Genomic DNA, 24200 nt, shown 5'->3' with positions numbered 1-24200 from the left:
CTCCTTTCCTCGATTTTCATTTCTGAACTTGGTAACGCGCTGAATCTCGAAACTAAGGCCAATAATTGCAGCACACCTCCTTGAAATAGGGACAAGTCGCGCCTGCATCATGGCTTTCGCTTCTTGTCCATGAAAACGATTGGTTTCACCCGTATCCCAAGGCGCTTTCCTACGGTATATTAAATGATCCATCTATACAAAATCTGAAACGTGGATTGAAATTGCGTATTGTTAGGCATCCGCACAAAAAAAAGCTGATGATCACCGCAACCGGTTTTCATCAGCTCTATTTATCGTGCCTATTCATTTTGCCGCAATTGCCCCATTTCCTCTTCGCGTTCGGCCTGCTTCCTGTGGGCGATTCTGCTGCTGGCCGCAGCCGCGATGGCACCGACGATATCATCGAGGAACGTGTGAATTTCACCGTCGCGTTTGTCGTTCAGCTTCTCCAGAATGCCCGGCTTTACTTTATCCACATAGCCGAAGTTCGTAAATCCGATGCTTCCGTATACATTGACAATCGAGAACGCCAGCACTTCATCTACGCCGTATAAGCCTTCGTCATTCTCAACCATTTCCTGAAGGGCGGGAAACAGCTTGCCTTCTTCAGCCATAATATCGAGCTGGATACCCGTCAATACAGCGTTCTGAACTTCACGCTTCTCCAGCACCTGCTCTACATTGTATATACAATACTCCATTGTCAGTTCCGGAAAATACTGCTGTTGCAGAAACATAACGAGTTCCGCGATTTTATCAACAGTCACGCCCCGTTTCAACAGCCATTCGCGCGTAGCGTTTTGCACTTTTTCACTATCCAAGCTGTACGGTTTAGTCGCTTCTCGAGCCATTGGTTCGATCGGTTGAGTCATGGCAATCACCTCTTTTTCTTTCACTTCCATATTATTTCTTCAGATGGGTACTCTTATGTATACGACAAAGATACACCCAATACCTTCATCCTCTACTTAAAAGAGGAGGAAACAATTGCCTTAAAGTGCGTGTTCAAAAAGGTGACTTTTTGGACAACCTCTCTAAAATCCCTAAAATCGTCATGTTTTGGACAGCCATCTCGTATACATAGGACAAACGGGAGGGGAACGCATCATAGTCACCCCTGACGAAATCGTCATTAAGGAGGTGTTTCGCATATGATGCGGACACGAGGATTACGACAAGGGGCGCTCGCGGTCGTGCTGACACTGCCTTTTTTGCTCAGCGCTTGTGGAGGAAGCGACGGAGCGATAGATCAGCCGCCAGCTGATGTGGAGGCGCAAATGTTGGCCTCGGCGGAAGCAAAGACCAGCTTGCTCGGGACAAGCCCGTCTCTGCAGGATGAAGCGCAATTGAATACCAACATGACGGTGTTCGTACAGGATCGTCACGGTTATTTGGCTCCGATCTCGTACCAATGGGATGCGGACAATACGAAATCGCTGGCGCAAGCGTCCATGGAATTGCTTGTGGAGGGAGGCATGCATAAGGATAAGCTGCCTTCTGGATTTACAGCGACGCTCCCCAAAGGGACAACCGTAACGAACTTGACGCTCAAGCCGGATCAGAAGCTCGCTATTGTCGAGCTGTCGAAGCAGTTTGCAAGCTATGAACCGGCACAGGAGCGTAAAATATTGGAGTCGATCACGTGGACGCTGACCTCTTTGCCAGATATCGAGAATGTTCAGCTGTGGATGGATTCGCAGAAATTGAATGAAATGCCCGTGGATGGCATGCCGCTCGATGTGCCGCTTAACCGTCAGTTCGGGATTAACGTAGAGAAGCCGGACACGGTGAACTATTTGCATTCGATGCCGGTCACGCTCTATTTCTCGAGCTACAGTGAGGACGGAAAATCATATTTTGTTCCGGTTACGCGCCTGATCGAGCCTTCTGACGATCCTATTCAGGCAGCGCTGGAGCAAATGATTGAAGGTCCGCTCGATAAAAAGGCGATGGCCATGACTATTACGAAGGAAACGAAAATTAACGAAATTGTCCGTTCAGGCGATACGTTGACGGTGGACTTGGCAGACAGCATGTTTGCAGAGGGTGATCCGATTCCCGCGGAGCTGGTAAAAGCCGTCGTGCTGTCCATGACGGAGCAGAAAGGCATCGCCAAGGTGCAGGTCAAAATGAACGGCATGGCGGATATTCAAGGTACGGATAAGAAAGACTATTCTGAGCCGGTGGCACGTCCTGTTGTGAACTTGGCTTGGAAAGGTTGATGATTTTCGCCAAGGTCTTTGGTAGAATAGGGGATGTTACTTTACGGATGACAGTGGAATTGTAGGAGGCACTTACATGAGAAGCAACGGACGAAAGGCGGATGACCTCCGCCCAATTACGATTCGGACGAACACGAATAAATATGCGGAAGGATCCGTAATGATCGAAGTAGGCGACACGGTCGTTATGTGTACGGCTTCGGTCGATGAGAAAGTTCCCCCGTTTATGAAAGGTCAAGGCAAAGGGTGGATAACGGCGGAATACTCGATGCTTCCGCGCGCGACGCAAGTTCGCAATCAGCGCGAATCGGCACGCGGCAAAGTCAATGGTAGAACGATGGAAATTCAGCGCCTAATAGGACGCGCGCTGCGTTCTGTGGTAGATCTGCATGCGCTCGGCGAACGGACGATTACGCTCGATTGTGATGTTTTGCAGGCGGATGGGGGAACGCGCACGACTTCGATTACGGGTGCGTTTGTCGCGATGGCCATGGCCATCAACAAGATTGCAGTTCAGCATTCGCTGCCGAAGTTCCCGATCACCGACTTTTTGGCTTCCGTCAGCGTCGGGGTTATTCAAGGTGAAACGCTGCTTGACTTAAACTATAATGAGGACTCTACAGCCAAAGTAGATATGAACGTAGTCATGACCGGGAACGGAAAATTCGTCGAAGTTCAAGGAACAGGCGAAGACAGTCCGTTCTCGCGCGAGGAATTGAACGAGCTCCTCGCGAGCGCAGAGAAGGGGATTATGAATATCGTGGAGCTGCAGAAGGAAGCGCTCGGACCTATCGCGGATAAAATTGCCGTGCAGGCAATGACTGCGACAGGGGGGGCTGGCGGACATGGAAATCGCAAGTAATACGATTATTATTGCGACACAGAACCAAGGCAAGCTGAAGGAATTTCAGCTTGCCTTCTCCCCTTTGGGCAAGCAAGTATTGAGCATGGCGGATTTTCCGCATATTCCGGATATCGAAGAAGACGGCAAGACCTTTGCAGAGAATGCGTTGAAGAAGGCGAAGACGATGGCGGAAATTGTAGCGCTTCCGGTGCTGGCCGATGATTCTGGGCTGTGCGTAGCACGCCTTGACGGGGCGCCGGGCGTCTATTCCGCGCGCTATGCAGGCGAGCACGGCAACGACCAGTCTAACAATGCGAAGCTTCTGGCAGAACTGGCGAAGCTGCCACCGAAGGACATGGGAGCAGGTCTGTCGCTCGATGCGGGAGCTCAGGTATTGAGCGAGGCACAATTTGTATGCGTGCTGGCGCTGTATGATCCGGCTTCATGTCAAGCTTTGGAAGTACAGGGGACGGCCGATGGTTATATTATCGGTGAAGCGCGCGGCAGGAACGGCTTTGGCTACGATCCGCTGTTCTACTTGCCTCATTTCGGCCGTACGATGGCAGAGCTGTCGCCAGAAGAGAAGCAAAGCATCAGCCACCGCGGAGATGCCATCCGACAGCTTCAGCAGAAGCTGCGCTAAAACTGCAAATTTAGCTTTATATGAGACACCTAGCCGCATTATGCATGTTTAGGTGTCTTTTTCTATAAGGTTACTCAGATTTAGTCCTTCCCAAGCGCGAGAAAATGTGAGAGAATATTTTCCAACAAGGCAAAGGAGGATGGATGATTATGAGTGAGGCAACACGGACATTTGGATTTGAAACGCTGGCGGTTCATGCCGGCCAAGAGGTGGATCCTACAACCTTATCACGAGCGGTTCCATTGTATCAGACAACGTCTTATGCATTTAAAGATACCGATCATGCGGCGGATTTGTTCGCTTTGAAGGAATTTGGCAACATTTATACACGCTTGATGAATCCGACTACCGACGTGTTTGAGAAACGGGTTGCTGCATTGGAAGGCGGAGCGGGCGCGCTCGCGACGGCATCGGGACAAGCGGCGATTACATACGCCATCTTGAACATTGCCGGCGCAGGCGACGAGATCGTATCCGCCACCAGCTTATACGGTGGAACGCACAATCTTTTCTCCACCACGCTCAATAAGCTGGGCATTAAGGTGCGTTTCGTTGATTCGAGCGAACCGGAGAACTTCCGCAAAGCGATTACAGATAAGACCAAGGCGCTCTACGCGGAGGTTATCGGCAATCCTCGAGGCGATGTGTTGGATATTGAAGCCGTCGCCAAGATCGCCCATGAGCACGGCATTCCGCTCATTGTCGATAATACATTCCCGAGTCCGTTCCTCCTTCGCCCGCTTGAACACGGCGCCGACATCGTCGTTCATTCCGCTACGAAGTTCATCGGCGGTCACGGCACCTCCATCGGGGGCGTTATCGTAGACGGTGGAACGTTCGATTGGACATCCAATGACAAATTCCCTGGATTAACGACGCCTGATCCAAGCTATCACGGACTGGTCTATACGGAAGCCGTCGGACCAATCGCTTATATTATCAAGGCTCGGGTGCAGCTCATGCGCGATATGGGGGCCGCATTGTCTCCGTTCAATGCCTTCATGCTGCTGCAAGGACTCGAGACGCTGCATCTGCGCATGGAGCGGCATAGCGAGAATGCCTTGAAGGTGGCTCAGTTCCTGGAGAGCCATGAAGCCGTACAATCAGTAAGCTATTGCGGCTTGCCAAGTCATCGATCCTACGATCTGGTGCAGAAATATATGCCAAAAGGCCAAGGCGCTATTTTAACCTTTGAAATTAAAGGCGGCATCGAGGCAGGACGGAAGATTATTAACCACGTTAAATTATTTTCGCACTTAGCTAATGTCGGCGACTCGAAGTCGCTTATCATTCACCCGGCAAGCACAACGCATCAGCAATTGAGCGAGGAAGAGCAAATTGGGGCAGGCGTAGGTCCCGGAATTATCCGTTTATCCATCGGTACCGAATCGATTGACGATATTTTGTATGATTTGGAGCAAGCCATTGCGGCAAGCCAATCTAGCTAATAAATGGCCTGGTCAGGCTCATCAGTTTGAGTCTGGCGAGAAGAAGGACTTTGTTTGGGTAGCAGTCACATAAGATGGCACATCACAACATAGTCATACAGCGCAGCCGTAAGGCTGCGTTTTTTCATGCTGCGCTTGATTGTGAACGAGAATGAAATAACTTGACGGCCGCACGTATGAACCGAGATTATGAATAAACCAAAGCCTCGAAGACGAGTGGAACTACGAGTATTAAAAAGACAAATAATTCTCGTGGATGATGAGTTAAAGAAGAGCCCCATACCGGCTGACGTTGGGACGTCATGCCGATACGGGACTTGTCATCATTTTGCTGAGTTAAAAGAAGTTTATCCGTTACCAAGCCACCCGTATGTTATATTCTCTGAGCCATACATCGACCTGCAGCAAATAAGCGAACAGCTGCGGGCCAGACATCAATTGGCCGAACCACGGCAGATGGGAGCTAGCTTCCTCGGAAGCAGCGATGTCGCGAATACGCTCTGCATTGACGAATTGATGCAGCGGTGAAGTTGAATCATCGAGACGATCCAATGCTTTGCGGCGTACGATATTCAAGTAATTCGGGTTATGTGTCTTTGGATAGGGGCTCTTCTTACGGTACAGAACATCATCGGGGAGTACGCCTTCGAGCGCTTTACGCAGCAGGCCTTTCTCTCGTCCGCCATAAGTCTTGATTTCCCATGGAGTATTGAAGACGTATTCGACCAGGCGGTGATCGGTATATGGCACGCGCACCTCCAAGCCGACGCCCATGCTCATTCGGTCTTTGCGATCGAGCAAAGTCGGCATGAAGCGAGTGATGTTCAAATACGACATCACCCGCATGCGAGCCGATTGAGCGTCTTCTCCCGGTAAGGCAGGAACTTCGCCTACCGCTTGCGCGTAGCGGTCCGCCACGTATTCCTCAGCACGAATGTGCTCTGCCACTTCAGGCTTGAGCAGGCTCGCCCGGAGCGGGGTTGCGAGCGCCCAGGGAAAGGTGTTGGCACTGAGCGCCTCTTCCCGGTGGAACCAAGGATAGCCGCCGAACACCTCATCTGCAGCTTCCCCAGAGAGTGCGACGGTGGCTCCTTGTTTAATTTCACGGCAGAACCGCAGCAGAGATCCATCAACATCTGTCATGCCAGGCAAATCCCGGACACGCACCGCCTCTTCCAAGGAAGCGACCAGCTCAGGAGTATCGAATTTTATCCAGTGGTGCTCTGTGCCAAGCTTCTCAACCATGCGTCGAATCCAAGGTTCATCTGCATTCGGCTGGAAAGCATGCGCTTGAAAGTGCTTATCGTTATCGACGTAGTCAACGGAGTACGTATGCACTTGGCCCAATCCATGCCGCTCGTAATGGCGCACGGTTAAAGCGGTTAAGGCGCTGGAGTCTAATCCTCCTGACAGCAAAGTACACACAGGCACATCAGATACAAGCTGACGCTCGACCGTATCCTCCAGCAGCATGCGTACATGCGAGGCAGTCTCTTCGGCATTTTCTTCGTGTGGAACGCTTTCCAGTTTCCAATATGTGCTTATGGCGAGACCATTATAATCGTAGCGAAGTGTATGTCCAGGGCGAAGCTCAGACAGAGCATCGTAAACTCCATGTCCCGGTGTGCGCGCCGGGCCAACCATCCAAATCTCCGCCATGCCTTCCAGACCAATGATTGGCTCAATATCGGGGTGGGCAAGGAGCGCCTTTGGCTCCGAACCGAATACGAACCATCCTTCGCCACGGGCATAGAACAACGGTTTAACCCCTAGCCGATCACGTGCCATGAACAGCCGTTGCTCCGCCTCATCCCAGATCGCAAACGCAAAAATACCGTTCAGCCGCTCTACACAAGCATCCTTCCACTCTAAATAAGCGACAAGCAGCACTTCGGTATCACATTGTGTGAGAAATTGATGTCCGCGGCTTTGCAGATCGGATCTCAATTCCTTTGTATTGTACAATTCACCGTTATAGGCGATGGCGTAGGCGCCGCGTTCTGTTTGCCGAATCATCGGTTGTGCGCCGTTTACCGGGTCAATGACGGACAACCTCCGATGCCCTAGTGCACAGGGTCCGGAGATCCACGTTCCTTTGGCATCCGGGCCGCGCGCTGATAATGTTTCGGTCATTTGCTCTAAAATGCCGGAGCATTGCGTCAAGTCCCGGTGCCAGTCAATCCAACCTGTTATTCCACACATGTTACGTTCATCCTCTCCGCATCAATCTGTCCCCCGGAAGACCGAATAAACCGGGCAGCTGGAAGATTGAGATAATACCATGGGTATGCGAAAAACAGCATAAGATGTATGTCCATCGGGAGATGATAAGAAAAACTCCTTCTGGAGTCATATCACTGAAGAGCGACCGCGCTTAGCATACGCTGTGATGCTGCTGGAGATGATGAAGGCATTCATGTTGTTTTTGATGAACGCCATTGCCTGCGCGGTACAAAAAAGGAGGTGTGCAATGGAACGCCAACCTTACTACGTGTCCGTTCAACGACGCACGGTCGTTACGGATCCTTCGTCCGGGAGCTATGAATTCGTTATTGAGGCGACTGGAGCGGAACGTGAGCATTTGCAGGCGCTGATTGATGATTTGGGGGATGCGGAGACCGATGCGTTTCGTGACTGTTTCATGCTGGTCACTATTCAAACAAATGAAAAAATAAACATTCCCTATCAGCAAAGATTGCATGCAGTATATATGTACATCCATAAGCTTGGTGCCGCAGATACGAAGCGGTTCGTGGAGCAGATGTTCGATCAGCAATCGTAGCATCGGGATAGGCATTCTGTAATCGGAGGAGAGCAAACATGATTGAGATCAAAGCAACCAAGTTCCGGCGGCCTGTGGAGATTGACGGGCGATTATGCGCTGAGGTCGGCATCATTCCGGCTGATGATAAAGAAATTCCACTGCTTGCGTATATTGCCCCCGTCCGTAACGGTGGTTACGAATTGGTGCGTGTCGTGCACAATGATGCGAGCTTGGCTAACGATTGGTATGACAATAATATGCATAATGCGTTTGAAGAGGTTGCGGCGGAAACCTTTGTAACAAGTGATTATGGAGTGAATTTTAATGCCAAGTCACATTTTTTGGATGCTGTTCTAGGTTCGACTGAAGTCCGTTATGCGGTCGATGATTTGTTCCAGATGGATTAATGCGGCACATTTGACATTCCAGCACTCCTTGGGAAAGGGGGTGAATACAAATGACAGAACAATTCAAGCAGAACAAAGGTAACAAGTACGTTCATCAGAAGAAGCATGCCAATGCGGTGCTTGCCGGCAATCATAAGCATCCTGCGGAGAAGAACCCGTGGGAATTCATAAACAAATAGCGGGTCGGATGCTAATGCGCATCCTAGCAGCACGGCGAAGGCCCCTGCCAGTGAAGGGCAGGGGCCTTCGAATCAGTCTCGCAGCCACATTAGAACGCTCCGCCTTCACGCAACACGCGCACGCCCATAATGACGTTCCAGATGAAGATGAACAGGGACGCGGCACCCATAATAATGACGAAGCCGATACTTAACAAAAACTGGGCTGTAATCAAGCTGATGATTGCCAGAACGATAAACGCATAAGGAATAATATGGGAAAACAATGCGCGACCGGCATGATGTTTAATGTATGGGTCACTCGCCACGAGCCATATCACAAGCGGCAAAATAAACCCTGCGAAGAAAATGCTGAAATAGCTCAGCGAAGACAATATATATCGAGTCGACATGTTAGTCTCCTTTCGACGATATGTGCAGTACGTACAGTATATCAGATTATTCGGTAACCTATTACTGGAAATAACCAGTGGCCTTACCGTGTATCAAGACCAAATGTATTATGATATTTATAACGGGGCTGAACAGACTAATACTTGCGGTTGCCCGCACGGTGAAGTCATCGGATTCATCATCGACGGGTGAAGGCGGGCGAGGCGTATTTTAGCACACTTTCGCTCTGTGCTTATGCCTCAGCAGTTGTTGGACACAAAAAAGCCGCCTGTATAGGCGGCATTATGTATTCTCAATTGGCGTCCCAGGAGGGATTCGAACCCCCGACCGACGGCTTAGAAGGCCGTTGCTCTATCCAGCTGAGCTACTGGGACAGGTAAGGAAGAAAAATTAGAACATTAATGATTTTATCAAAAGAATCAGCTTCATGCAATAGGGAAATTAAAAAATAACATTAATATTTTTTTACATCCTTCACAATCCGCATTGCACCACACTTCTCATTCCTATCAAACCGATGCGATGGAGGGCCGTTGAACAGGAGGGAGCGCGGTATGTTATAATGCAATCGTAACCGCACCCACGTAACGATTTGTTGCAAATACATAGAATATATTATAGAAGAATACGTCTGAGTTCTAAGCAGTTGGCTTGTTATAGAAAGAAGGTGCTCGTATGCCGGAAGAACATTCCCCATCGACAAAAAATAAAGTCGTTCTATTTCCGAAGACGCATGATTTCTACCAAATTGAATTGACCCGAATGTTGGAAACTGAACGTTACGGAGAAGCGATTTCTTTGCTCCGCTTTTTGCTGCAGTGCGACGGGGAGGATTCCCAGATTCGCGCGGAATGGCACGCATTGCTGCAATGGTTGACTTCGGCGTTTCCGGAAGCAGAACGACCAGAGGAAGGTTGGCAATTCGGAGCCGTCCATACCGGTGAGACAACATCTGCCGAAGACGAGACGGAACAGGATATGCTTCGGCGTCAATTTCAAGAGAAGGTACATGCAGATGAGCAATATATGGAACGTCTGCTGACTTCACTTACGGAAGGCGATATGGATGATCGCAAACTGTTGGTTCTGGAGCAGCTTGCGGTAGCGGACGATGCGCGCGTAGACGATGCGCTCATGCTTCTGCTGAAGGAGCGAGAACTTCATCCGCTACTGCAATTCAGCATCTTGCAAACGTTGAAGCGCAGAGGTGTTGAAGGTGAAGTCGGCTTCATGCGCGGGCAAGAGATTATCGTAGCCGAAGTCGAAGCGACACCGCTTGAGCTCTCATCCTTTCCGTCAGCTGCCATCGCGCCGATCGACAGAGTGAACGATGCCGCTTCGGTGCGTGAACCATCGCTGGCTTACTTTGCCCAGGAGATGTGGCATCAATATTTGAAGCTCATATACGGTACGGAAATCTATCGCAGGCTGTGTGAGGGCAAAGAGCTGGAGGCGGATGCTTGGGCGGCGGCTTTGCATCGCATCGTGGCGCGACTCTTGCACTTGGAAGAGGAAGAATTCGAAGTGAAGACCATATATGGAATAACCGATAATTTGCGAATCATCTATGAGCGTGCCCTCCGGTCACTTACACGTTCGCTCAGTGGAGAGTAATCAGTCAGCAGCGGTTGCAGCTGTAATTAAGTGCGAGTCAATTGACGGCAAAATTAGTTCTAAAGTGGTAAATACGCCCATCTTGAAAAAGTTTTCATAGTCGGCTATACTATAATGGTTATTCAGGACGTGTTATGGTACACTCTAGCCATGTGATTTTTTTTGGAGGGGAAGGCATAAAATGAAAGCAACCTGGGAAAAAATAGAGAAGAACGTTGGGGTTTTGGAAGTTGAGGTCAATGCGGATCGCGTAACGGAAGCACTGGACCAAGCATTTAAAAAAGTGTCTAAGCGTGCGAACGTTCCTGGTTTCCGTAAAGGACGAGTGCCTCGCCCGATTTTTGAAGCAAAATATGGCGTGGAAAGCTTGTACCAAGAAGCTATTGACATTATGCTTCCAGAGGCATATTCCCAAGCACTCAAGGAAACAGACGTTAACCCGGTAGACCAACCGGAAATCGAAGTTGAACAGATTGGCAAAGGCCAGTCTTTCAAATTCAAAGCAAAAGTTACGGTTAAACCTGAAGTGAAGCTTGGAGATTACAAAGGCCTCGAAGTTGAGAACCAAGAGGTTGAAGTTACGGAAGAAGAGCTGAATGCTGAACTCGTGCGTATGCAAGAGCGTCATGCTGAGCTTGTTATCGTTGACGAAGATACGGCAGCGACAGGCGACAGCGTCGTCATCGACTTCGAAGGATTCGTTGAAGGTGAAGCATTTGAAGGCGGTAAAGCAGAACGCTATACGCTGGAACTGGGCTCGAACTCGTTCATTCCTGGATTCGAAGAGCAATTGGTCGGTCTTGGCACAGGCGACTTCAAAGACGTTGAAGTAACGTTCCCTGAGCATTATCATGCAGAGAACTTGGCTGGCAAGCCGGCTGTCTTCAAAGTAAAAGTTCACGAAATCAAGCGTAAGCAATTGCCTAAGCTCGATGATGAGTTCGCTAAAGACGTAAGTGAATTCGAAACGTTGGACGAATACAAAGCAGATTTGAAGAAGCAGCTTCAAGATCGCAAAGAGCGCGATGCTGAATCGGCTCGCGAAGCAGCAGTGGTAGAAAAAGCGGCTGAAAACGCGGAAGTGGAAATTCCACACGCGATGATCGAGTCCGAAATTCAACATATGGTTAAGGATCTTGACAACCGCCTGCGTATGCAAGGCATGAACATTGACATGTTCTTGACATTGTCCGGTCAGACAATTGCTGATTTGCGCGAACAAATGCAAAAAGAAGCAAACACTCGCGTGAAGAACAACCTCGTGTTGGAGCAAATCGCTAAAGAAGAAAAAGTGTCCATTACGGATGAAGAGTTGCAAGAAGAGCTTGAGAAAATGGCGCAATCTTATCAGCGTTCGGCTGACGAAATCCGTACTATTCTGGAAAAAAATGGTACGATCGACAACTTGCGTGAAGAAGCTGCACTTCGCAAAACGATTAAATTCCTCGTGGACAACAGCAAGAAATAATCGCATATCGGCTGCAGACATCACCTGCGGCGTAACAGGATAAGGCACGTTACTCTCGAAGGCGTGCCTTATTTTTTCATAAGCCAAGCCCTATCACGATTCACACACATAACGGTTCACCACCCGAGTAAGGGTGTACATAATGTATAAGTAGACTGCTGTTGGTTAGGGTACCATACACGTACGCATTTCAAATTAGGATCTTCATCGCTTCAAGGGAATAGGCCCATTTGCCGTACATACACTATTGGTAATCGGTGTAAAAATGACATCGAGTACAGAAAATGATAAAATACAAATGTATAGCTTTGTAAAGAAAAGAGGTCGGTACCATGAACTTAATCCCGATGGTCATCGAACAGACAAATCGCGGCGAACGCTCTTATGATATTTACTCGCGCTTGCTTAAGGATCGCATCATTTTCTTAGGCAGTGCAATCGATGATGACGTAGCTAACAGCGTCATTGCACAATTGTTGTTCTTGCAGGCGGATGATCCGGAAAAGGATATTCACTTGTACATTAATTCTCCAGGTGGTTCGGTTACGGCCGGTATGGCCATCTTCGATACGATGCAGCACATCAAGCCTGACGTCTCCACGATTTGTGTCGGCTTGGCGGCCAGCATGGGGTCTCTCCTGCTGACGGCGGGAGCGCCGGGCAAACGCATCGCACTGCCGAACAGCGAGATCATGATTCACCAACCGCTTGGTGGAGTGCGGGGGCAAGCGTCCGACATTAAGATTCATGCGGACTGGATTATTAAGACAAGACAGAAGCTCAACCAAATTTATGTAGAACGCACGGGACAACCGCTGGAGAAAATTGAACGCGACACAGACCGTGATAACTTCATGAGCGCGGATGATGCGAAGGCATATGGCCTCGTCGACCACGTTCTGCATCCGGGTAGTCCAGAGCTGAAGTAAGGGGGGATACCGAGTGTTTAAATTTAATGATGAGAAAGGCCAATTGAAGTGCTCGTTCTGCGGCAAGTCTCAGGAACAAGTACGTAAATTAGTGGCTGGACCAGGCGTGTATATATGTGACGAATGTATCGAGCTGTGCAACGAGATTGTCGAGGAAGAGCTCGGTCATGAGGAAGAAATCGATCTGAAGGATATACCGAAGCCAAAGGAAATTCGCTCGATTTTGGATCAGTACGTCATCGGTCAGGAGCAAGCAAAGAAATCGCTGTCCGTAGCCGTATACAATCACTACAAGCGTATCAATACGCAGAACAAGATCGAAGACGTCGAACTGCAGAAGAGTAATATTTTGTTAGTCGGACCTACAGGTTCGGGTAAGACGCTCTTGGCGCAGACGATGGCAAAGATTTTGAATGTTCCGTTTGCGATTGCGGATGCGACTTCCTTGACGGAAGCGGGCTATGTCGGTGAAGACGTAGAGAACATTTTGCTCAAGCTGATTCAAGCAGCAGATTATGATGTGGAAAAAGCGGAGCGCGGCATTATTTATATTGACGAAATCGATAAAGTGGCGCGCAAATCCGAGAATCCTTCCATTACGCGCGATGTGTCGGGCGAAGGTGTGCAGCAAGCGCTGCTCAAAATTTTGGAGGGTACGGTTGCTTCGGTTCCACCGCAAGGCGGACGCAAGCACCCGCATCAAGAATTTATTCAAATCGACACCACGAACATTTTGTTTATTTGCGGCGGGGCATTTGACGGCCTTGAACAACTCATTAAGCGTCGTGTCGGGAAGAAAATTATCGGCTTTAACGCGGATGGCGGACAGAAGGACCTGAAACCGGGTGAATATTTGTCCATGACGCTTCCGGAAGACTTGCTTAAGTTCGGCCTGATTCCGGAATTCGTAGGCCGCTTGCCGGTCATCTCTACATTGGAGCCGCTTGATGAGCATACGCTTGTCCGTATCTTGAGCGAGCCGAAGAACGCGCTCACGAAGCAGTATCAGAAGCTGCTTGAGATGGACAATGTGAAGCTAGAATTTGAAGCGAGCGCATTGGAGGCTATCGCGCGCGAAGCCATCAAACGAAGCACAGGTGCGCGCGGACTGCGGGCGATCATCGAGGGCATCATGCTCGATGTAATGTATGAAGTGCCGTCGCGTGACGATATTACGACATGTGTCATAACGGAACAAGTGGTCCGTGAACGAATGATTCCGGAACTAACGACGGATAAGAAGCAAGAGGAGAGCGCCTAACCGGCGCTTTTCCGTTCGTTTCCGGCATGGGAGAGAGTGAATCATGTATTTGCGACATCAGACTAGACCTGTTCAAGTAGGCAATGTAACGATTGGCGGAAGCAACGACGTTATCATCCAGAGTATGTGTACGACGAAGACGGCAGACGTGCAAGCTACCGTTGCCGAGATTCATCGTCTGGAAGAAGCGGGATGTCAGATTGTCCGCGTCACTGTCAACAATCAAGAAGCGGCGGAAGCGATTAAGGACATTAAGGAGCAAATTTCCATACCTCTCGTCGCAGATATTCATTTTGACTACCGCTTGGCGCTAAAAGCGATCGAGAACGGCATTGACAAAGTGCGTATTAATCCGGGGAATATTGGACGCCGTGAGAAGGTCGAAGCTGTGGTGAAAGCGTGCAAAGAACGCGGGATTCCGATTCGTATCGGAGTGAACGCGGGTTCGCTTGAGAATCATTTGCTTGAAAAATACGGCTACCCGACTCCGGAAGCGATGGTGGAAAGCGCCTTGTTCCATATCGGAATATTGGAGGAGCTCGATTTCCACGATATTATCGTGTCACTGAAGGCATCGGATGTGCCAATGGCGATAGCAGCCTATACAAAAGCAGCCGAGGTCATTCCATATCCCCTCCATTTAGGTATTACCGAAGCAGGGACGCTGTTTTCCGGTACGGTGAAGAGCGCTGCCGGCCTCGGGGCGCTTTTGGCGATGGGGATTGGTTCGACGGTTCGCGTAAGCATAAGTGCTGACCCCGTCGAAGAGGTGAAGGTGGCACGCGAGCTGTTGAAGTCGTTCGGCTTAATTACGAATGCGGCAACGCTTGTATCCTGTCCGACTTGCGGTCGGCTGGATATTGACCTGTTCTCGATTGCGAACGAGGTGGAAGAGTACATCTCGAAGCTGAAAGTGCCGATTAAAGTATCGGTGCTCGGCTGTGCCGTCAATGGACCGGGCGAAGCCCGTGAGGCAGATATCGGCATTGCCGGTGCCCGCGGAGAGGGACTGCTATTCCGTTACGGAGAAATGATTCGCAAAGTGCCTGAGCAGGAGCTTGTCTCCGAATTAAAGAAAGAAATCGATTATATCGTGACTGAATATGAACGCACCGGCAAGATTCCGGGCCGCAAGCATTAACAGTTATATACGTAAAACACACGAACGTTACGAGCAACCGTTCGTGTGTTTTTTTGTGACTAATATGCGTGTTCAAAAACCTCTATGTAATTAGGATTCCATCGCTGCCTCGGCGGCACGTTGCTTTGCCGCTTTGCCGTGCTTGGCTGATTGCTTGTCATGGGCTTCGACTGACATGCGGCTCGTCCCGTTGAAATGCCCGCCTTCTTTAATGATAAAAGCGCTGCAGCTTGTATTGCCGGTCAGTTGACCGGTTTGTTCGATGATAAGCGTTCCCGTCACGTCAACATCTCCGTTCAACGTGCCTGCAATGATGACGTTAGCGGCCCGCATATTAGATTCTACGATGCCGGTTTCCCCAATTGTGACATCGCGGCTGCAAGTGACATCTCCTTTGACGGTGCCTTCTATACGCAAATCAGTATCGCAATCCAATTGTCCTTCCAGCTTCGTCGCCTGCCCGATTAACGTATCGGTACCTGGCGGCTTTTTAGCATTCGATGCTTTGGAAAACATGCCTAGTCCCCTCTTTCTTATAATAACGTTGTTAGGTGATCACGGCGGGCTAATGTAGCCCTCCGGATCGATAGCTTGATCGCTTTGACGGATTTCGAAATGCAAGTGAGGCCCGGTGCTCCTGCCGGTGGAACCTACTTCTCCGATAATTTGTCCTTTTATTACCTTATCTCCTCTTTGGGCCACGCGTTTGTTCATATGCAAATATCGGGTGGAGAGCCCGCTTTGATGCTTAATAATAATAAAGTTGCCTTTCAGCTCATCAACATCCGATTCAATTACTTCACCTTCGGCGGCGGCATAGATGCTGTCGCCGGTGTTTCCGCCAATATCCAAGCCTGCGTGAAACGCATTGCTGCGGTGGAATGGATCGTCTCGGTCTCCGAATACTGATGTGATGCGTGTGCTCTCTGTAGGCCATAGAGTTGGCGTAGCATCCAGCTTCTTCTTAAAAGAATCTGCCTGTTCAAGCAAGAGTGGAATCTGTGTATCCCACTCCTTCCAAGTTCGCTCCATTTGCTCCAGCTGCCTGTGTGAGTCATACCACATCGCTAATGCGGGATGTTCGGCAAGCAAGGACTGCGTCCGCCCTGAAGTAGATGATAGTCGCTGCGGAGGCAAGACTGACTCAATAAATTCACCGCCCACAGGCATTAAGCCAGGAAGCTGTGCAAAAGGCCGCTCATTGGATGCTGGCGGAGGTGACTTCTGTGTCGATGGTGTGTCCGTCTTGCTCGATACATGAAGATAGGATCGCAGTTGGCGTTCCCACTGTGCCACTTTGTCCATCCGTTCCTTCATTTGATTGGAGGAGGCAGTGATGACGGATAATTGCCGGTTCATTTCGGCAAGCTGGCGTTCCTTTTGCGTGAGATCAGACTGAAGCTGTTCAACTTGTGTGAGGGTGTAATGAATGGTTGCTCGCTGAATAACGAACGATATAAGCAGAGTCAGAAAAATAAGAATGATAACAAAGGTGACAAGCATAACTATAGCCTTAGGCAGTCTATATTGAATCGCTGGTCGATTGGCGCCCCGAATGAGCATCCATGTCCAGCTGCGGTCATCAGACCTGGCCATCGGTTCTTCCTCCCTTTAATACTACGGGTTTGAGTAGGTGTTCATATTTACATACAACACTCCTATTGTACATGAAGTATAGAAAATTGGAAGCGAAAAAAGACAATATTTGACGGAATAAAACAATAGGTGTCGATTGATAAAAGGGAAAATTTATCACAAATAACATTATGATAAAAAACATTTTGCTATCAGCATTAATTTAAGTTACAATCATTCTTGTTGCGTGTTAGTAAACTTAACATATCGCAAATCAGCTAGCAGATATACAATCAGAAAGGGTGCGGTATATGATTGAAAAAATCCAAGACTCGATTGGATACTTTAATGATCTATGGTACTTCATGCTCATTTTTATATTAATTGCCGCAGGACTTTATTTTTCGTTGCGAACGAGATTCGTTCAGCTTTCGGCGATAAAAGAAACATTCCGCATCATGTTGGGACGCGATACCAAAAAGACGAGTGGCCAGGAGAAGGGCGTATCCTCTTTCCAAGCGTTTGCGATGAGCACGGCTTCCCGTGTAGGTACGGGCAATTTGGCAGGGGTAGCCCTCGCCATCTCGCTCGGGGGTCCGGGGGCTGTGTTCTGGATGTGGGCCATTGCGCTCATCGGAGCCGCCTCCGGATTCGTAGAATCGACGCTGGCACAGGTATACAAGGTGCGCGACGGCAAGCATTTCCGCGGAGGTCCGGCTTACTATATGGAAAAGGCGCTCAATGCGCGCTGGCTTGGCATCGTGTTCGCCATTCTTATCACGTTCAGTTTCGGATTTGTGTTTAACTCCGTACAGGCGAATACCGTAAGTGCTGCGTTTCAGGATATGTTCAACCTGGATCCTCTCTATATGGGGATCATTCTTGCGGTGCTTGTCGTTCCGACGATATTCGGCGGCGTGCAGAGAATCGCGAAAGTATCGGCTACAATCGTGCCGATTATGGCGCTTGCTTATATTGCGATCGCATTGTTCGTCATGGTCATCAATTTTGACGCCATTCCGGGTGTGTTCGCTTCCATTGTAAAGAGTGCATTCGGATTTCAGGAAGCGGCAGCAGGGGGAATCGGAGCCGCCGTTATGAACGGGATCAAACGCGGCTTGTTCTCGAACGAGGCCGGGATGGGGAGCGCTCCGAATGCCGCGGCGACCGCTCATGTTACGCATCCGGTTAAGCAAGGCTTGGTTCAATCGTTCGGCGTGTTCGTCGATACGCTGCTCGTCTGTTCGGCGACGGCATTCATTATTCTGTTTTCAGGCGTCTCTGCGACTGGGGAACTGGATGGAATCAGATTGACGCAATATGCGCTTGCTTCGCAGGTCGGGGATTGGGCGCACATGTTCGTTGGCTTAGCTATCTTTTTGTTTGCGTTCACTTCGCTTATCGGAAATTATTATTACGGGCAGAGCAATATCGAGTTCATTACGAAGAAAAAGGGCTGGTTGCTCGCTTATCGCCTTGGGGTCGTAGGAATGGTGTTGTTCGGCTCCATCGCCAAGCTTACGTTCGTATGGAACTTGGCCGACCTGTTCATGGGTTTCATGGCGTTCATCAACTTGATTGTCATCATGCTTCTGGGAAAAGTGGCGTTTGCGGCATTGAAGGATTATATGCGGCAGCGCAAGCTTGGCGAAGAGCCCGTATTTTATGCGGATTCGGTTCCTGGATTAAAGCATGCCGAATGTTGGGAACGAAATTTAAACTCTGACTAAAACAAACTTATAATGCATCCGGCAAAGGGCAATACTACCAAGTATTAAACTTTGCCGGATTTTTTGTGCCTGAAATAGGCGTCACGGGAGGATGGAACGATGAACTTAAGTGTAATATTGATGCTAATCAACGCGTTTTTTGCCGTTGTAATCGGCATTTATTTCTGGAATTTGCTCCGCAGTCAGAAAGGTAACCGCTCCGCAGTTGATCGCGAGTCGAAGAAGGAAATGGACAAATTGCGCAGGCTGCGATCCATTTCATTAACGAAACCGCTAGCGGAAAAGACGAGACCGACGACAATGAACGATATCGTCGGGCAGCGTGATGGCCTGAAGGCGTTGAAGGCCGCGTTATGCAGCTCGAACCCGCAGCATGTCATTGTTTACGGTCCACCGGGGGTGGGCAAGACAGCGGCAGCACGTGTTGTGTTGGAGGAAGCGAAGAAAAATCCGAGCTCCCCTTTTACGATGGAATCGAAATTTACGGAAATTGATGCGACGACCGCTCGCTTCGATGAACGGGGCATCGCCGATCCATTAATTGGTTCGGTACATGATCCGATTTATCAAGGAGCTGGCGCAATGGGAGTCGCCGGTATCCCGCAGCCGAAGCCGGGAGCAGTGACCAAGGCGCATGGCGGTATGCTCTTCATCGATGAAATCGGTGAGCTTCATCCGATACAGATGAACAAGCTGCTGAAAGTGCTCGAAGATCGGAAGGTGTTCCTCGAGAGCGCTTATTACAATTCCGAGGATTCGAACATTCCGACGTATATTCATGATATTTTTCAAAATGGTCTGCCAGCAGACTTCCGTCTGGTGGGAGCAACAACGAGGTCCCCTCAGGATCTGTCTCCGGCGCTTCGTTCGCGCTGTATGGAGATTTATTTCCGTCCGCTCCTGCCGGATGAGATTGAATCCATTGCGGATCATGCAGTGCGCAAGATCGGGTTCCCGCCCTCGAAAGAAGCGGTCGATATGGTCAAAAAGTATGCTACGAATGGCCGGGAAGCGGTCAATATCGTGCAATTGGCCGCAGGTCTTGCCATGTCAGAAGGACGATCTGCTATCGAGGCTGCAGATGTGGAATGGGTAGCGAACTGCAGTCAAATTGCTCCGCGACCGGACCGCAAAGTGCCTGCAGAGCCGCAAGTGGGTCTTGTTAATGGCCTTGCCGTATACGGCCCGAGTATGGGGGCCCTGCTTGAAATCGAAGTGAGCGCGATCCGGGTGAAGAATGGCCACGGGAAATATACAGTTACCGGTGCGGTGGATGAAGAGGAGTTAGGCGGCGGAAGCCGAACCTTGCGCCGGAAGAGCATGGCGAAAGGCTCAGTGGAGAACGTCCTTACCGTGCTGCGCAGCTTAGGCTATGAGACAGCCAATTACGATCTGCACATCAATTTCCCGGGCGGTTCACCTGTAGACGGGCCGTCGGCCGGAATGGCCATGGCGGTTGCCATCGCTTCGGCACTTAATCAGTGGCCAGTGGACAACAAGCTGGCGATGACTGGAGAAATGAGCATACACGGTCGCATCAAGCCAGTAGGCGGTGTGCTGGCTAAGGTAGAGGCCGCATTTCAGGCTGGCGCGACACGGGTACTTATCCCTAAGGAGAATTGGCAGGAAATCTTCGCAGACTTGGGTGGACTACAAGTGATTCCTATTGAACATGTGGATGAAGCATTCGCTCATTCCTTTGGCAGTCACATGCAGGAAGACCCGCTGCAAATGACGAAGCCGTTCGAACGGACTTCGGGCGCAGCGATGCCGCTTATGCATGCGGAAGCCTCGGACAATACGAAGCATTCCGAACCAAATGGCTTCGCTTAAGTCCAGCACATTGGTGTTTTATGTGAACATTTGATAAAATGTTGCTTACATGTGTATAAGATAAGGTAAACCATGGGGGTGCCGAACGATGGGGCTTAAACATACGAAGGGACGACGACTGCCTCTTCTTCCGCTTAGAGGATTGCTCGTGTACCCGAGCATGGTGCTTCATCTCGATGTAGGGCGCGACAAATCAATAAAAGCGCTCGAACATGCGATGATGGGAGACCAAATGCTGCTCTTGTGTACGCAATCGGAGGTAAGCATTGAGGAGCCTTCTCAAGAGGATATATTTCGCATCGGGACAGTAGCGAAGGTTCGTCAGATGCTCCGTCTGCCGAACAGCACGATTCGCGTGCTGGTGGAAGGTGTGGACCGGGCAGAGGCTATCGATTATGTGCCGAATGACGAATTTTATGAGGTAAACGTACGCTTGTTGGAGGAAGAAGCCGAAATGACGTCTTCGGAGACAGAAGCGTTGATGCGGACGGTGTTATCTCAATTTGAGAGTTATGTGCATATGTCCAAAAAGGTAACACCCGAAACGCTCGCTTCCGTATCCGATATTACAGAGCCAGGGAGGTTTGCAGATGTCATTGCAAGCCATCTCCCACTCAAGATGAAAGACAAGCAAGAGCTGCTTGAGACCGTCAATACGGCCGAACGTCTGAATAAGCTTCTTCTAATGCTTAATAATGAGAGCGAAGTGCTTGAGCTGGAGAAGCAGATCAACCAGCGTGTGAAGAAGCAGATGGAGAAGACGCAGAAGGAATACTATTTGCGTGAGCAGATGAAGGCAATTCAGAAAGAGCTCGGCGATAAAGAAGGACGCGCGGGTGAAGTGGACGAACTTCGAGCGCAGCTGAAAGAGCTGGAAGCTTCGGATAAAGTACGTGAAAGAATCAAAAAAGAAATCGATCGTTTGGAGAAGATGCCGCCTACATCGGCGGAAGGTGCGGTCATCCGCAACTATATCGATTGGCTATTCATGATTCCATGGTCCAAGCTGACGGAAGATGACTTGGACTTGCATAAGGCGGAGTCTATATTGGAAGCGGACCATTATGGACTGGATAAGCCGAAGGAACGTGTACTTGAATATTTGGCCGTTCAGCAGCTAGTTAAGCGGATGAAGGGGCCTATTCTATGTTTAGTCGGACCGCCGGGTGTCGGGAAGACGTCGCTCGCCCGTTCTATAGCGAAATCATTGGGGCGCCAATTTGTTCGTATTTCGCTTGGCGGTGTGCGGGACGAAGCGGAAATTCGCGGTCATCGCCGCACGTACGTCGGTGCACTACCGGGACGTATCGTTCAAGCATTGAAGACGGCAGGCACGATGAATCCGGTTATGCTGCTTGATGAAATCGATAAGATGGCAGCTGATTTTCGCGGGGATCCGGCCTCCGCTCTCTTGGAGGTGCTGGATCCAGAGCAGAACAACACGTTCAGCGATCATTTCGTTGAGCTGCCGGTCGATCTATCTCGCGTCATGTTTGTGACGACTGCCAATGCAGTGCACAACATTCCGCGCCCGCTCCTGGATCGGATGGAGCTGTTGTCCATTTCAGGGTACACGGAGCTGGAGAAGCTGGAAATAGCCAAGCGTCATTTGCTTCCGAAGCAGAAGCGGGAGCATGGTCTTACGGAGGAGCAGGTGTCGGTAGACGAAGCGTGCATTGAGCGCGTCATTCGCGAATATACCCGTGAAGCCGGCGTCCGTCAGCTGGAGCAGCAGTTGGCTGCGCTGTGCCGTAAGGCGGCGAAGCGCATCGTCTCCGAACAGCTGGAACAAGTCATCATTCATTCAGACGAGTTATCCGAATATTTAGGGGTGGCAAGATACCGCTATGGTCTCGCGGAAACCGATAATCAAGTCGGGACGGTTACCGGTCTCGCCTGGACGGAGGTTGGCGGCGACACGCTGAATATCGAAGTGACCGTCGTGCCTGGTTCCGGCAAGCTGCTGTTGACCGGCAAGCTTGGTGATGTCATGAAGGAGTCCGCGCAGGCGGCGTTCAGCTATATTCGCTCGAAGGCGGAGCAGTGGCAGTTGGAGCCGGGTTTTCATGAAAAGTCGGACATACACGTGCACGTGCCGGAAGGCGCAATACCGAAGGACGGTCCTTCCGCGGGCATTACGATGGCCACGGCGCTCGTCTCTGCTTTGACGAACCGTTATGTCTCGAAGGATGTGGCCATGACCGGAGAGATTACGCTGCGCGGCCGTGTGCTGCCGATCGGCGGATTGAAGGAGAAGTCGCTGGCTGCGCTGCGCGCAGGCATTAAGACGGTCATTTTTCCTCAAGACAATGAACGCGATTTGGATGATATACCGGAAAGCGTTCGTGAAGAGTTGAGCTTTATACCGGTATCTCATATGGACGAAGTGCTGCAGCATGCTCTTTTGGAGCAGCCGCCGCTGCAATAAGCATATGTTTGTTACGGAAGCGGGCGCGGTTGCAATGCGTCCGCTTCTTTTTTTTGCAGTGGTTTGACGGAAAATTTAAAATGGGCTGCCCATTGGATATTGTCCAATGAACCGTCGTTGTTATAGCTGATAGCATGGTGATTCATTGGAATGCTCTAATATTGTAAATGGTCGCTGAACCGGAAAAACGATGATTTGATGGGCGATTTCCAATGGAACAAAGATTTTTGCATGAAATATAGAAAATGAAAAAAATGACTGTACATTTTCCAATGGCAGCCACTCAGACGGTCCGTTTGTGTAAAAGCGATTATGTAAAGCAGATACGAACAGCAATTTCGATCAGCGCATGATCAGGTTATTATGCTGAGGGCAGATAGGGGGATGCTGGGAGTGGGATGCGATGGAGGGCGTTTCTGATGCAAGGGGAGAGTGGAGCAAGGTCATCCAAGATGAGTGATTCATATCAGCCAGCAATAATGACAAAAGGCTAAACCAATATGAGTGCATCCATAGCAGTCGGCGATGGCATTCTGGTTTCTTCTCGGCGCTGTTTTCGTGTACAATGGATGTTAAGAGGGTAAAGGTGAGGTTATAATAACATGAAAATTACGAATGCAGAATTTATTATTAGCGCTGTTGGTCCTGCTCAATATCCAGATGACGGACTTCCAGAGATCGGTCTTGCCGGACGGTCCAATGTAGGGAAATCATCGTTAATCAACCGTATGATTATGCGGAAAAATTTGGCGCGCACCAGTTCGCAGCCAGGGAAAACGCAGCAGCTCAATTATTATCGTATTAATGAAGATATTTATTTTGTTGACGTGCCGGGTTACGGGTATGCCCGTGTATCGAAGCAGCAACGCGCAGCTTGGGGACGCATGATTGAAGCATATTTCCAAGATCGCGATACGCTCCGTCTTGTCCTGCTCGTCATTGATCTGCGCCACCCGCCAACGGCTAACGATTGTACGATGTATGACTGGCTGACGCACTATGGTGTGCCGGTGTGCGTTGTCGCGACGAAGGCTGATAAGATTTCGAAAAATCATTGGCAAAAGCACATCAAGCAAGTGAGAAGCACACTTGGTCTCAGACCAGACATTCCGTGTGTCTTGTTCTCTGCAGAGACCGGTCAAGGCAGAGAGGAATTGTGGGACATGATCGTGAAGCATACGCGTCTCGATGAGAACAATGAAATCGACGAAGAACCGGGTGGGAATGCATAATTATGCATTTCGGGTGATTTGTAATTTTATAGAAAATGTTAGATGTTAACGCGAGATGGGGATGTAATGGTTATTTAGTGAGGATCCGT

General features: G+C 49.8%; 21 protein-coding genes and 1 tRNA gene. 16 read left to right on the top strand and 6 right to left on the bottom strand.

Features of this window, described 5'->3' with window-relative positions; all coding sequences use genetic code 11:
* Positions 1–299 precede the first annotated feature (299 nt).
* Entirely contained in the window at positions 300–872 is a 573-nt protein-coding gene (locus tag A372_RS0118675; protein ID WP_026011157.1) for a phosphatidylglycerophosphatase A family protein, read from the bottom strand.
* A 279-nt stretch (positions 873–1151) separates the two neighbouring features.
* Between A372_RS0118675 and A372_RS0118670 the strand changes: the two genes are divergently transcribed.
* The 4 genes from A372_RS0118670 (at position 1152) to A372_RS0118655 (ending at position 5157) form a co-directional block, all read left to right on the top strand.
* Positions 1152–2222 (top strand): GerMN domain-containing protein, encoded by a 1071-nt coding sequence (locus tag A372_RS0118670; protein ID WP_019422412.1) that lies wholly within the window; start codon positions 1152–1154, stop codon positions 2220–2222.
* A 76-nt stretch (positions 2223–2298) separates the two neighbouring features.
* Positions 2299–3084, top strand: a complete 786-nt coding sequence (rph, locus tag A372_RS0118665) for a ribonuclease PH (RefSeq protein WP_019422411.1) — start codon at positions 2299–2301, stop codon at positions 3082–3084.
* A complete protein-coding gene (locus A372_RS0118660; protein ID WP_019422410.1) occupies positions 3068–3709 on the top strand; it encodes an XTP/dITP diphosphatase in 642 nt (213 codons plus the stop codon). The genes rph and A372_RS0118660 overlap by 17 nt, the downstream gene beginning before the upstream one ends.
* Before the next feature lie 149 nt (positions 3710–3858).
* A complete protein-coding gene (locus tag A372_RS0118655; RefSeq protein WP_019422409.1) occupies positions 3859–5157 on the top strand; it encodes a homocysteine synthase in 1299 nt (432 codons plus the stop codon).
* A gap of 354 nt (positions 5158–5511) precedes the next feature.
* On the opposite strand, the gene asnB is transcribed toward A372_RS0118655, so the two are convergent.
* Entirely contained in the window at positions 5512–7359 is a 1848-nt protein-coding gene (gene asnB, locus A372_RS0118650) for an asparagine synthase (glutamine-hydrolyzing) (RefSeq protein WP_019422408.1), read from the bottom strand.
* 268 nt (positions 7360–7627) lie between these two features.
* Between asnB and A372_RS0118645 the strand changes: the two genes are divergently transcribed.
* The 3 genes from A372_RS0118645 to A372_RS39115 are packed head-to-tail and all read left to right on the top strand — an operon-like array spanning position 7628 to position 8507.
* Complete coding sequence (locus A372_RS0118645) at positions 7628–7939, top strand: hypothetical protein (RefSeq protein ID WP_019422407.1); 312 nt, start codon at positions 7628–7630, stop codon at positions 7937–7939.
* 38 nt (positions 7940–7977) lie between these two features.
* Positions 7978–8328, top strand: coding sequence for a hypothetical protein (locus tag A372_RS0118640; RefSeq protein ID WP_019422406.1), 351 nt, complete (start codon positions 7978–7980; stop codon positions 8326–8328).
* A gap of 50 nt (positions 8329–8378) precedes the next feature.
* A complete protein-coding gene (locus tag A372_RS39115; RefSeq protein WP_019422405.1) occupies positions 8379–8507 on the top strand; it encodes a hypothetical protein in 129 nt (42 codons plus the stop codon).
* 89 nt (positions 8508–8596) lie between these two features.
* Here A372_RS39115 and A372_RS0118630 read toward each other — a convergent pair whose 3' ends face one another.
* Entirely contained in the window at positions 8597–8899 is a 303-nt protein-coding gene (locus A372_RS0118630; protein WP_019422404.1) for a DUF4870 domain-containing protein, read from the bottom strand.
* 298 nt (positions 8900–9197) lie between these two features.
* Positions 9198–9274 (bottom strand) — tRNA-Arg (locus tag A372_RS0118625).
* A 301-nt stretch (positions 9275–9575) separates the two neighbouring features.
* On the opposite strand from A372_RS0118625, the gene A372_RS0118620 reads away from it, so the two are divergent.
* The 5 genes from A372_RS0118620 (at position 9576) to ispG (ending at position 15313) form a co-directional block, all read left to right on the top strand.
* Entirely contained in the window at positions 9576–10514 is a 939-nt protein-coding gene (locus A372_RS0118620) for a hypothetical protein (RefSeq protein WP_019422403.1), read from the top strand.
* Positions 10515–10695: 181 nt separating this feature from the next.
* On the top strand, positions 10696–11982 hold the full coding sequence (gene tig, locus A372_RS0118615; RefSeq protein ID WP_019422402.1) for a trigger factor: 1287 nt from the start codon (positions 10696–10698) through the stop codon (positions 11980–11982).
* Positions 11983–12314: 332 nt separating this feature from the next.
* Positions 12315–12911, top strand: coding sequence for an ATP-dependent Clp endopeptidase proteolytic subunit ClpP (gene clpP / locus A372_RS0118610; RefSeq protein WP_019422401.1), 597 nt, complete (start codon positions 12315–12317; stop codon positions 12909–12911).
* A gap of 13 nt (positions 12912–12924) precedes the next feature.
* Positions 12925–14172, top strand: a complete 1248-nt coding sequence (gene clpX / locus A372_RS0118605) for an ATP-dependent protease ATP-binding subunit ClpX (RefSeq protein ID WP_019422400.1) — start codon at positions 12925–12927, stop codon at positions 14170–14172.
* Between the two features lie 43 nt (positions 14173–14215).
* Complete coding sequence (gene ispG, locus A372_RS0118600) at positions 14216–15313, top strand: flavodoxin-dependent (E)-4-hydroxy-3-methylbut-2-enyl-diphosphate synthase (RefSeq protein WP_019422399.1); 1098 nt, start codon at positions 14216–14218, stop codon at positions 15311–15313.
* A gap of 90 nt (positions 15314–15403) precedes the next feature.
* Here ispG and A372_RS34260 read toward each other — a convergent pair whose 3' ends face one another.
* Positions 15404–15829: a bactofilin family protein gene (locus A372_RS34260; protein WP_019422398.1), complete on the bottom strand. Its 426-nt coding sequence runs from the start codon at positions 15827–15829 to the stop codon at positions 15404–15406.
* Positions 15830–15868: 39 nt separating this feature from the next.
* Positions 15869–16909, bottom strand: coding sequence for a M23 family metallopeptidase (locus A372_RS39110; protein WP_019422397.1), 1041 nt, complete (start codon positions 16907–16909; stop codon positions 15869–15871).
* Positions 16910–17199: 290 nt separating this feature from the next.
* Here A372_RS39110 and A372_RS0118585 point away from each other — a divergent pair, with 290 nt between their 5' ends.
* The 4 genes from A372_RS0118585 (at position 17200) to yihA (ending at position 24111) form a co-directional block, all read left to right on the top strand.
* Positions 17200–18618 (top strand): alanine/glycine:cation symporter family protein, encoded by a 1419-nt coding sequence (locus tag A372_RS0118585; RefSeq protein ID WP_019422396.1) that lies wholly within the window; start codon positions 17200–17202, stop codon positions 18616–18618.
* Between the two features lie 99 nt (positions 18619–18717).
* Entirely contained in the window at positions 18718–20451 is a 1734-nt protein-coding gene (lonB, locus tag A372_RS0118580) for an ATP-dependent protease LonB (protein WP_019422395.1), read from the top strand.
* Between the two features lie 88 nt (positions 20452–20539).
* Positions 20540–22879: an endopeptidase La gene (gene lon, locus A372_RS0118575; RefSeq protein WP_019422394.1), complete on the top strand. Its 2340-nt coding sequence runs from the start codon at positions 20540–20542 to the stop codon at positions 22877–22879.
* A gap of 602 nt (positions 22880–23481) precedes the next feature.
* On the top strand, positions 23482–24111 hold the full coding sequence (yihA, locus tag A372_RS0118565; RefSeq protein ID WP_019422392.1) for a ribosome biogenesis GTP-binding protein YihA/YsxC: 630 nt from the start codon (positions 23482–23484) through the stop codon (positions 24109–24111).
* Positions 24112–24200 lie beyond the last annotated feature (89 nt).

The sequence above is a fragment of the Paenibacillus sp. OSY-SE genome, assembly GCF_000283315.1.
GTDB lineage: Bacteria > Bacillota > Bacilli > Paenibacillales > Paenibacillaceae > Paenibacillus_B > Paenibacillus_B profundus.
Note: the sequence above shows the minus strand (reverse complement) of the source record. Positions and strands in the feature narration are given on the sequence as shown.